Source organism: Nocardia veterana NBRC 100344 (assembly GCF_000308855.1).
Classification (GTDB): Bacteria; Actinomycetota; Actinomycetes; order Mycobacteriales; family Mycobacteriaceae; genus Nocardia; species Nocardia veterana.
The window spans coordinates 118,227-128,683 of sequence record NZ_BAGM01000093.1 but is presented as its reverse complement, the minus strand read 5'-3'; the positions used below and the strand labels follow the sequence as shown (position 1 = coordinate 128,683).

At 67.5% G+C, this 10,457-nt stretch carries 9 protein-coding genes; 6 read left to right on the top strand and 3 right to left on the bottom strand.

All coding sequences use genetic code 11. The features are described 5' to 3' along the window. Positions 1–1,710: sensor histidine kinase (locus tag ON37_RS16825; RefSeq protein WP_040720496.1), on the bottom strand; the 1,710-nt coding region annotated here is incomplete at its 3' end. After that, positions 1,707–1,853 carry a hypothetical protein gene (locus ON37_RS32970; RefSeq protein WP_157171470.1) on the bottom strand — a complete coding sequence of 49 codons (147 nt, stop codon included), beginning with the start codon at positions 1,851–1,853 and terminating at the stop codon, positions 1,707–1,709. The genes ON37_RS32970 and ON37_RS16825, both read right to left, overlap by 4 nt. A 373-nt stretch (positions 1,854–2,226) precedes the next feature. Here ON37_RS32970 and kdpF point away from each other — a divergent pair, with 373 nt between their 5' ends. From kdpF to ON37_RS16805, 4 genes are all read left to right on the top strand, one after another. Further along, entirely contained in the window at positions 2,227–2,313 is an 87-nt protein-coding gene (gene kdpF, locus ON37_RS34215; protein ID WP_157171471.1) for a K(+)-transporting ATPase subunit F, read from the top strand. Next, positions 2,314–3,984: a potassium-transporting ATPase subunit KdpA gene (kdpA, locus tag ON37_RS16815; RefSeq protein WP_040720494.1), complete on the top strand. Its 1,671-nt coding sequence runs from the start codon at positions 2,314–2,316 to the stop codon at positions 3,982–3,984. A gap of 64 nt (positions 3,985–4,048) precedes the next feature. Beyond that, on the top strand, positions 4,049–6,139 hold the full coding sequence (kdpB, locus tag ON37_RS16810) for a potassium-transporting ATPase subunit KdpB (protein WP_245553233.1): 2,091 nt from the start codon (positions 4,049–4,051) through the stop codon (positions 6,137–6,139). Positions 6,140–6,155: 16 nt separating this feature from the next. After that, positions 6,156–7,064, top strand: coding sequence for a potassium-transporting ATPase subunit C (locus ON37_RS16805; protein WP_040720544.1), 909 nt, complete (start codon positions 6,156–6,158; stop codon positions 7,062–7,064). Positions 7,065–7,097: 33 nt separating this feature from the next. On the opposite strand, the gene ON37_RS16800 is transcribed toward ON37_RS16805, so the two are convergent. Continuing rightward, a complete protein-coding gene (locus ON37_RS16800) occupies positions 7,098–8,327 on the bottom strand; it encodes a L,D-transpeptidase (protein WP_040720493.1) in 1,230 nt (409 codons plus the stop codon). Between the two features lie 355 nt (positions 8,328–8,682). On the opposite strand from ON37_RS16800, the gene ON37_RS16795 reads away from it, so the two are divergent. Both ON37_RS16795 and ON37_RS16790 read left to right on the top strand, forming a co-directional pair. Next, a complete protein-coding gene (locus tag ON37_RS16795; protein ID WP_040720492.1) occupies positions 8,683–9,393 on the top strand; it encodes a response regulator transcription factor in 711 nt (236 codons plus the stop codon). Continuing rightward, positions 9,380–10,417: a HAMP domain-containing sensor histidine kinase gene (locus tag ON37_RS16790; RefSeq protein WP_051031678.1), complete on the top strand. Its 1,038-nt coding sequence runs from the start codon at positions 9,380–9,382 to the stop codon at positions 10,415–10,417. The genes ON37_RS16795 and ON37_RS16790 overlap by 14 nt, the downstream gene beginning before the upstream one ends. The last annotated feature ends 40 nt before the right edge of the window (positions 10,418–10,457 follow it).

Here is a 10,457-nt window from a genome sequence, read left to right as displayed (position 1 = left end):
CACCCGGCGGTCGCCCGGGGTGAGAGCGCGCCCGCTCAGCAGGAGCCAGTGCTCCTCGTCGCCGGCACCGATCGCGGTGTCGGCGGCGCCCGGTGTGCGCGCCGGATCGGCGCCGACACAGGCGATCACCTCGTCGTCGCGGACGAAGCTGACCGCGCGCTGGCCGTAGATCTCGCGCGCGCGTTCGAGCAGATCGGGGAGGTCGGCGCCGTGCAGGACCGCACCGGCGAACAGTGTCAGCAGTTCCGCCTCCCGCGAGGCGGTGCGCGCCTCCCGCGTCCGATTGGCGGAGATGTCGACCAAGGCGGACACCGCCACGGCCACCACCGCCATCACCACGATCGTCAGCAGATTGTCGGGTTCGGCGATGGTGAGGCTGTAGCGCGGCGCGGTGAAGAACCAGTTGAGCAGCACGCCGCCCAGCACCGCGGACAGGGTCGCGGGCGCGACACCACCGAGCAGTGCCACGGCGATCACGCCTACGAAATACAGCGCGCTGTCGCCCGCGAGGTCCAGCACCGAATCCAGCCACAGGTAGCACAGCATCGTGATCAGGGTCGGCACGATCAGCGCGGCCGGCCACGACAGGGCCGAACGTGGGCCGCGCAGCAGTCCGGCCCGGCGGAAACCGCGCTGGGCCTCGTCGTGGGTGACCATATGCACGTCGATACTTCCCGACCGCTGCACCACGGTCGCCCCGATGCCCTGATCGAGAATGCGGGCCCAGCGCGACCGCCGCGAGGTCCCGATCACGAGCTGGGTGGCGTTGACCTGACGGGCGAAATCCAGCAGTGCGTCGGGGACGTTCTCCCCGGTCACGGTGTGCAGGCTGGATCCCAGGCTCGCCGCGAGATCGCGCAGCCGATGCAGGCGCTGGGTCGACACCCCGGCCAGGCCGTCGCCGCGCAGCACGTGGACGACGATCAGCTCGGCACTGGATTTGGTCGCGATCCGGCTCGCCCGGCGCACGATGGTCTCCGATTCCGGGCCGCCGGTGACCGCCACGACCACGCGTTCCCGCGCCTCCCAGGTCGCGGTGATCTTGTGATCGGCCCGGTACTTCGCCAGCGCGGCGTCGACCTGATCGGCCAGCCACAGCAACGCCAATTCCCGTAGCGCCGTGAGGTTTCCGGGACGGAAGTAGTTGCGCAGGGCCGCGTCGACCTGGTCGGCGGCGTACACATTGCCGTGGGAGAGCCTGCGCCGCAACGCCTCCGGGGTGATGTCGACCAACTCCACCTGGTCGGCGCCGCGAACCACCCAGTCCGGCACCGTTTCCCGCTGCACCACGCCGGTGATCTGTTCGACCACGTCGTTGAGGCTCTCCAGATGCTGCACGTTCACCGTGGAGATGACGTCGATGCCGGCGTCGAGCAGTTCGTGCACGTCCTGCCAGCGCTTCTCGTTCTTCGAACCCGGCACGTTGGTGTGCGCGAGTTCGTCGACCAGCACCACCGCGGGTGCGCGGCGCAGAACCGCCTCGAGATCCAGCTCGCCGATCCGGGTGCCGCGATAGGTACGCACCGCCGGTGGGATGCGCTCGATACCGTCGAGCAGTTCCGCGGTCCGGCGTCGGCCGTGGGTCTCGACCACGGCGGCCACCACGTCGCGGCCGCGGTCCAGCCGTCGGTGGGCCTCGCCGAGCATCGCGTAGGTCTTACCGACGCCGGGCGCCGCCCCGAGGTAGATGCGTAGCTGCCCGCGCTTCACAGATCCATCATCGCGCGATTCGGACGTCGTGTTCTGCGCGGCGCCCGCACGACGCGGGGTGTTTTCCCGCCCGCCACGCGCAGCGCCGTCGTACAACAGACGAAGCCGATGATCACCGCCGCCGCGACCGCGAAATCCGGCACTGCCGTCTCCTCGTCACTGTCTCGTATGCACATCGCCGGACGACCTGCTCGATCCGAACTTCCCACTGTGTACCGCCGGGAACGGCGAAATCCGGAGATTTTTACGACTCCTTGACGGGGCGGCCGCCGACCTTGACGCCGTACTCGCAATCGGCCGATCCGTAAGCGCCCCGTCAAGGCGGCCGCCGACCCCGCTAAGAACCCGTCAACGCCCTCGAAATCCGATGGTTCGCCGCGCTTCACTCACTGCGGCGCATCCGCATCCGGATGCCGTCAACAGAGAGGTTTGCACTATGTCTGTCGCGGTGTTCACCGTCGTGACCGTGGCGATCTTCGCCCTGCTCGGTCTGCTCCAACGGGGGGTGGAACGGCTGTGATCGAGAACATCGTCGGTCTGATCCTGGCGCTCGGCGTCGCCGGCTACATGGTTGCGGCGCTGCTGTTCCCGGAAAGGTTCTAGGTGAGCACAACCACTGCCGGGGTCGTCTTCGTGGCGACCCTTCTCGTCGCGCTCGCGGCGGTCCACATCCCGCTCGGCGACTACATGTACCGGGTGTATTCGGGCACGAGACACTCGCGGGCCGAACGCATCGTCTATCGCGCCATCGGGGTCCAGCCCGGAGTGGAGCAGACCTGGGGCATCTACGCCCGCAGCGTACTGGCCTTCTCCGCGATGAGCGTCCTGCTGCTGTTCTTCCTGCAGCTGATTCAGGGCCGGCTGCCGCTGCATCTGCACGAACCCGGGACCGAGATGACCGCGGCGCTGGCGTGGAATACCGCGATCAGCTTCGTCACCAACACCAACTGGCAGAACTACGCCGGTGAGTCGACCCAGGGTCATCTGGTCCAGATGGCCGGCCTGGCCGTGCAGAACTTCGTCTCGGCCGCGGTCGGGATGGCGGTCGCGGTCGCGCTGGTACGCGGGTTCGCTCGCCGCCACACCGGCGACCTCGGCAACTTCTGGGTCGATCTGGTGCGCGGCACCCTCCGGATCCTGCTGCCCGTCGCGTTCGTCTTCGCGATCGTGCTGATCGCCGGTGGCGCGATCCAGAACTTCCACCTGCACGATCAGGTCGCGCAGATGGTCGCCGGTGCGACGCAGACGATTCCGGGCGGGCCGGTGGCCTCGCAGGAGAGCATCAAGCTGCTGGGCACCAACGGCGGCGGCTTCTTCAACGTGAACTCCGCGCACCCGTTCGAGAACCCGACGGCCTGGACCAACTGGGTCGAGATCTTCCTGATCCTGCTGATCGCCTTCTCGCTACCGCGCACCTTCGGCCGCATGGTGGGCAGCACCCGGCAGGGTTTCGCCATCGTGTCGGTGATGGGTGTGCTCGCGCTGATCAGCGTGACGCTGACCAACTTCCTCCAGTTGCGTCACCACGGCACCGTGCCCACGGCGGTCGGCTCGGCGCTCGAGGGAGTCGAAACCCGGTTCGGCGTCACGGATTCCGCGACGTTCGCCGCGTCGACGACGCTGACCTCGACCGGCGCGGTCGACTCCGCCCACGATTCCTACACCAGCCTCGGCGGCATGATGACGATGGTGAACATGCAGCTGGGCGAGGTCGCGCCCGGCGGCGTCGGATCCGGTCTTTACGGCATGTTGATCCTGGCCGTGATCACCGTCTTCGTCGCGGGGTTGATGGTCGGGCGCACACCGGAATATCTCGGCAAGAAGATCACCCCGCGCGAAATCAAGTTGGCCGCATCGTATTTCCTGGTCAGTCCGCTGATCGTACTGGTCGGCACCGCCCTGGCGATGGCATTGCCGGGCGAGCGCGCGGCGATGGCGAACTCCGGACCCCACGGCCTGTCGGAGGTGCTCTACGCCTTCACCTCGGCCGCCAACAACAACGGCTCGGCCTTCGCCGGGCTCGGCGGCAACACCGTGTGGTGGAACACCGCCCTCGGCCTGGCGATGGTGTTCGGCCGGTTCATCCCCATCGTCCTGGTGCTCGCGCTGGCCGGATCGCTTGCTCGCCAAGGGCATACGCCCGAATCGATCGGCACGTTGCCGACGCATCGGCCGCAGTTCGTCGGCATGGTCGCCGGCGTGACGCTGATCCTGGTCGCCCTGACCTTCCTGCCCATGCTGGCGCTCGGGCCGCTCGCCGAAGGAATTCACTGACATGACCGCTCCGACAACCGATTCGGTGACCGCCCGCCGCGGCGCCGACCCATCCCCGCGCCGGATGTCCCGGGGGATGTTCGATCCGGCGCTGCTGGCGCGATCGCTGCCCGAGGCGCTGCGCAAACTGGATCCGCGCACGCTGTGGCGCAATCCGGTGATGCTGATCGTGGAGATCGGCGCAGTGTGGTCGACGATCCTCGCTGTCGCTCGTCCCACGGTCTTCGCGTGGGCGATCGTGCTCTGGCTGTGGTTGACGGTGATCTTCGCCAACTTGGCCGAGGCCGTCGCCGAGGGCCGCGGCAAGGCGCAGGCCGACACCTTGCGAAAAGCGAAGACCGACACCGTCGCCCGGCGTTTGGTGAACTGGCATCCGGGCGCCGAGGCGCCGCTCGAGGAGCGGGTCCCCGCGCCGGAGCTGCGGCGTGGCGATCACGTGGTGGTCGAGGCCGGGCAGGTGGTCCCGGGTGACGGCGACGTCGTCGAGGGCATCGCCTCGGTCGACGAATCGGCGATCACCGGGGAATCGGCGCCGGTGATCCGCGAATCCGGCGGCGACCGGTCCGCGGTCACCGGCGGCACCACCGTGCTCTCGGACCGCATCGTCGTCGAGATCACCCAGGAGCCGGGCGGCAGCTTCATCGACAAGATGATCGCGCTGGTGGAAGGCGCCAGCCGGCAGAAGACACCCAACGAGATCGCGCTGAACATCCTGTTGGCCGCGTTGACGATCATCTTCGTGTTCGCGGTCGTGACGTTGCAGCCGCCCGCGATCTTCGCCAAGGTGAACAATCCGGGAGTCGGTGACAGCGCGGCGCTGACCGCGCACGGCATCACCGGCATCGTGATGGTGTCGCTGCTGGTCTGCCTCATCCCGACCACCATCGGCGCACTGCTGTCGGCGATCGGCATCGCCGGGATGGACCGCCTCGTCCAGCGCAATGTGCTGGCGATGTCGGGTCGCGCGGTCGAGGCCGCCGGCGATGTGAACACGCTGCTGCTCGACAAGACCGGCACCATCACCCTCGGCAACCGGCAGGCCGCGGCCTTCGTCCCCATGCCGGGTGTCACCGCGGACGAGATGGCCGACGCCGCACAGCTTTCCAGCCTCGCCGACGAAACACCCGAGGGCCGCTCGATCGTGGTGTTCGCGAAATCCGCCTACGGCAAACGCGAACGCACTCCGGGTGAGCTCGCGGGCGCGAATTGGGTGGAGTTCACCGCCCAGACCCGGATGTCGGGCGTGGATCTGCGCGACGGACATCAATTGCGCAAGGGCGCGGCGAGCGCGGTCACGGAATGGGTTCGGGCCCACGGTGGTTCGGTGCCGGAGGAGGTCGGGCGGACCGTCGACGGCATCTCTGCCTCCGGCGGCACACCGCTGGTGGTCGGCGAACTGGTCGACGGGCGAGCCCGGTTGCTCGGTGTCGTCCACCTGAAGGATGTGGTGAAACAGGGCATGCGAGAACGCTTCGACGAGATGCGCCGCATGGGAATTCGCACGGTGATGATCACCGGCGACAATCCGCTGACCGCCAAGGCGATCGCCGACGAGGCCGGAGTCGACGACTTCCTGGCCGAGGCCACCCCCGAGGACAAGCTGGCGCTGATCAAGAGCGAACAGGCCGGCGGCCGCCTGGTCGCCATGACCGGCGACGGCACCAACGACGCCCCGGCGCTCGCGCAGGCCGATGTCGGCGTGGCGATGAACACCGGAACGTCGGCGGCCAAGGAGGCCGGCAACATGGTCGATCTGGATTCGGATCCGACCAAATTGATCGAGATCGTCGAGATCGGCAAACAGTTGCTGATCACCCGGGGCGCGTTGACGACCTTCTCCATCGCCAACGACATCGCCAAGTACTTCGCGATCATTCCCGCGCTGTTCGTGGCGTTGTTCCCGGGTTTGGACGTGCTCAACGTGATGCGGTTGCACAGTCCGCAGTCGGCGATCCTGTCGGCGGTGATCTTCAACGCGATCGTCATCGTGGCGCTGATTCCGCTGGCGCTGCGCGGCGTCGACTATCGCCCGTCGAGTGCGTCGAAGCTGTTGAGCCGCAACCTCGCCATCTACGGAGCCGGCGGTATCGTCGCCCCGTTCATCGGCATCAAACTCATCGACCTTGTCGTCCGATTCCTGCCTGGGATGTCCTGATATGTCTTCGTTCTCGATGCGATACACCACCTGGTTCCGCCAGCATCTGGCCGCGATGCGGGCACTGCTCGTGCTGACGGCGATCACCGGAATCGCCTATCCGCTGGCAGTTTTCGCGGTCGCGCAGGTGCCGGGCCTGCACGACCGGGCCGAGGGTTCGCTCGTCCACCGGGACGGAAAGCTGGTGGGCAGCAGCCTCATCGGTCAGGCGTTCACCGACGGCAACGGTACGGCGCTGCCGCAGTACTTCCAGACGCGCCCGTCGAATTCCGCCCCTGCCGACGGCAGCCGCCCCGACGGCTACGACCCCACCAACACCGGGTTCGGCAACAAAGGGCCGGAGGATGTCGTCGACACCCTGGCGGCGGAGCCGTCGCAATCGAAGGCCGGTTTGCTGACCACGGTGTGCGCGCGCAGCAAACAGATCGGCGAGCGCGAGGGCGTCTCCGGGGCGCGACCGTTCTGCACGCCCGGTGGGGTCGGTGCGGTGCTGGCGATCTTCGGTCCGCGCGACGGCCACGGGGAGGTTACCGCGCCCACCAAGGTCGTCAGCGTGAACGAGGCGTGTCCGGCGGTGCCGTTCCAGGCTGCCTACCGCGGGGTCCGGGTGGACTGCGCCCAGCCCGGGACGGACTATTCGGCCGGACTCGTCGTCCCGATCCGTGGTGACGCACCGGCCGATACCCCGGTGCCCTCCGATGCGGTCACGGCGTCGGGTTCCGGACTGGACCCGCACATCTCACCGCGCTACGCGCAGCTCCAGAGCGCGCGGGTGGCGGCCGCACGGGGTATCCCGGTCGAGCAGGTCGCCGCGGTGGTGGCGGCGCACACCGACGGGCGTGACCTGGGCTTTCTGGGTGAGCCCAGGGTCGACGTCCTCGGCGTGAATCTCGACCTGGACCGTCGCTTCCCGACGCGGCGCTGACCCGTGCGGCGGGGGATCGGTGGGTGGCAGCGATCAGGAGTGCAGCGCACTCCCCGCCAGCCACTGGTCCCACGGCACGATCCAGTCGCCGTTGTTCCACGAGGGCAGTGGCGGTCCGCTGGTGTTGCGGACCTCGACCACGTCGCCGGGGATCGAGAAGTTGTAGAACCAGCGCGCGTTCTCGAGGTTCAGGTTCAGGCAGCCGTGCGAGGTGTCGGTATTACCCTGCGCCCAGACCGTGGAGTCGAGTTGGTGCAGGTAGATGCCGTCACCGCTGATCTGGGTGGCCCAGCCGATCGACTCCTTGTACCCCAGGCGCGAATTCACCGGCAGGCCGTAGCTGGAGGAATCCATGATCACCGGATTGCCCTTGCCCATCACGGTGTAGATGCCGGCGGGGGTGTTGAAGTAGATCGTCTTGCCACCGACCTGTTCGCTGCCGCCGCGCCCCATCGAGGTGGGCATGGTCCGGACCAGCTTGCCGTTCTCGAACACCTGCACTTCGTGGGTGTTGTCGTCGGCGATGGAGACGTGCGAGTCGCCGATGACGAAACTCGTCTTGGAATCCTCCTGGCCGAACAGCCCGGGGCCGAGCTGTGCGCCGAAGATGTTCGCCGCCACCGTGACCTTGGTTCCGGGCTTCCAATACTGTTGCGGCCGCCAGTGCGCGTTCTTGTCGTCGAACCAGAACCACGAGCCCTGGACCTGCGGATCCGTGGTGACCGACAGCCGCTTCTCGGCCGCCGCGCGGTCGCCGACCGCCTCGTCGAAGTGGGCGACGATCACCGTGCCGACGCCGTAGGTTCCCCCTTCGGCCAGGGGCTGGCCGCCGGTGGTGGTCAGATACGCCTTGACCTGGTTGCTCGGGGTCAGCGTGGTGAACGTGGACGTCATCGGCCCGCTGGGACCGGTGACGGTGATGCCCTTCGCGCTCATCGTGTAGGTGTGGCCGTAGCCGAGCGGAACCCTCGGTTTCCACGCCGTCCGGTCCGGATTGAGCGTGCCGTCGACCTGTTTTCCCTCTTCGTTGGTCAACGTGACATCCGTGAGGATGCCGTCCGTGGCGCTCACCTCGATGGTGCCGAGCGGATCGACGTCGGCACTACCGGCCGCCGGCACCATGGCGATCGCCGGTGCGGCGGGGCCCGGGGTGCCGTGCGTCGTCGCCGACGACGGGTCCGGGGAGGACGAGCACGCAGCCATCAGCACCGTCATCAGGGCAGTTCCCAGTGCGACACTGAATCGGCAGCGGCGAGTGGACATGGTGTCTCCTGCGTTAGCCGTGCGCTTGGGCAAGTCCCCCGCAGCGCACCAATCGCCTTACTGTCTCGGTACGTAGTTTACGGGGCTTTTCGAGGTGCTTGCACCTCGGTCGTGTTGCCCCGTGTTTACGCATGGGCGCGCCGGGTACTCCAGTTACTGTTGTGTGCCCGCAGGGCGCTCAGGGACCGATCAGCCGGCATGTCCGGCGCCGCGTGATTCGCCGCCGGTGCCGGTCAGGGATGTGGTTATGAGAAGACGGTGTGAGACCAGAGGCTGCGCGGCCGCTCGCACCTGCGACGAACGGGCAGGCCGGGAATTCGCCGTCCGATGACGCGCAGCTGGACGAGGTGTAGTGATGAGTGCGAATTTGATGATCGTAGAGGACGACGACCGGGTCCGTAGCGCGCTGCGGCTGGCCATGGAGGATGAGGGCTACGACGTCGCCGAGGCCGAGGAGGCCGAGGACGCGCTCGAACATCTCCGCGACAACGGCGCACCGGATGTGATGATCGTCGATCTGATGCTCGGCGAGATGGACGGGTTCACCTGTATCCGTGAGATCCGTCGCGATCACGACGTGCCGATCATCGTCGTCAGCGCGCGTGACGACACTCACGATGTGGTGGCCGCGCTGGAGGCCGGCGCCGACGACTTCGTGACCAAGCCGTTCGAGATCAAGGAGATCACCGCACGGATGCGGGCGCTGCGCCGCCGTGCCCAGCAGGCCGTGGAGCCGCCGGCCCCGAAGGAGGTCGTGCTGGACGCCTATCCCGAAGCGCCGCTGGTGCTTTCGGCCGACAGCGGGACCGTTCGCCGCGGCGACGAGGAACTGCATCTGACGTTGACCGAATTCCGCTTGCTGTGTGAACTGGCGGAGACGCCCGGGCGAGTGCTCTCGCGTAGCGTTCTGCTCGAACGGGTCTGGGACCGTGGCTTTTTCGGCGACGAGCGCATCGTGGACGTGCACGTGCGGCGGTTGCGGACCAAGATCGAGCGCGATCCGTCGGAACCGGCGATCGTGGTAACCGTGCGCGGGCTCGGCTACCGCCTCGATGTGCAGCGCTAGATTCCCGCGCCTGCCGCGCCGCCAGGTGCTGCGCGGCCGGGTGATCGTCGCGTTCACCGTCACCGGTTTGGTGTCCGCACTGTTGGCCGTGCTGATCGCGAGGATCGGGGACGGCGTGTGGCGGACCGCGGTGGCCTGCGGGCTCGGCGGCACCGTGATCGGCGCGATCTTCGGAGTGTGGTTGTCGCATCGGTTGCTGGAACCATTGCGGCAGGTCACCGGCACCGCCGCCAAGATCGCCTCGGGGGAACTGGGCACCCGGCTGCCCGATACCGACGATCCGGATCTGGCCCCGACCGTGGACGCCTTCAACACCATGGTCGATTCGCTGCAGAACCGCATCGATCGCGAGCGCCGGTTGGTCGGTGATGTGAGTCACGAATTGCGGACCCCGCTCACCACCCTGACCACCAGCGTCGGGGTGATGTCGCGCTACGAGGATCAGCTGCCGGAACGAGCGCGGCGGGCATTGGAGTTGGTACGCGCCGAACTCGATCATCTGCGCAGGTTGCTCGACGATCTGCTGGCGCTGGCCCGGGCCGAGGCGCGGATGCACGGCGCCGATGCCGAACCGCTGTCGGTGCGCGAACTGCTCACCCACACACTCGCGGAGATGCGCTATCCACCGGATCTGCTGACCGTCTCCGACGACGGAATCGTGACCGGCCGCAAGCTGGAACTCGAACGTGCGATCGTCAACCTGCTCGAGAATGCGCAGCGGCACGGCGGCGGGGTGGTCGCGGTCGGGGTCGATCGCGCTGGTGACGAAATGGTGATCACGGTCGACGATTGCGGTCCGGGAGTGGCTCCGCAGGACCGCCAGCGCATCTTCGAAAGATTCGTGACGGTGCGGCGTGGGAAACGTTCCGGCACCGGAATCGGATTGGCATTGGTGGCCGAAACCGTGGCCGCGCACGGTGGCCGCGTGAAATGTGACGACCGCCCCGGCGGCGGTGCCCGATTCATCGTGTGGTTGCCCACCGTGACGAAATTCACCGATCATACTTCTGTAACACAACCGTAAAGTAGTCGCACGATAAGCCTCAACGTTCGCGGGCAATTCT

Excerpts from the sequence above, each read along its gene's own strand:
- ON37_RS16795 (WP_040720492.1), top strand. The coding sequence starts at position 8,683 with ATGAGTGCGAATTTGATGATCGTAGAGGACGACGACCGGGTCCGTAGC.
- ON37_RS16800 (WP_040720493.1), bottom strand. The coding sequence starts at position 8,327 with ATGTCCACTCGCCGCTGCCGATTCAGTGTCGCACTGGGAACTGCCCTG.
- kdpB (WP_245553233.1), top strand. The coding sequence starts at position 4,049 with ATGTCCCGGGGGATGTTCGATCCGGCGCTGCTGGCGCGATCGCTGCCC.
- ON37_RS16790 (WP_051031678.1), top strand. The coding sequence starts at position 9,380 with ATGTGCAGCGCTAGATTCCCGCGCCTGCCGCGCCGCCAGGTGCTGCGC.
- ON37_RS16805 (WP_040720544.1), top strand. The coding sequence starts at position 6,156 with ATGCGATACACCACCTGGTTCCGCCAGCATCTGGCCGCGATGCGGGCA.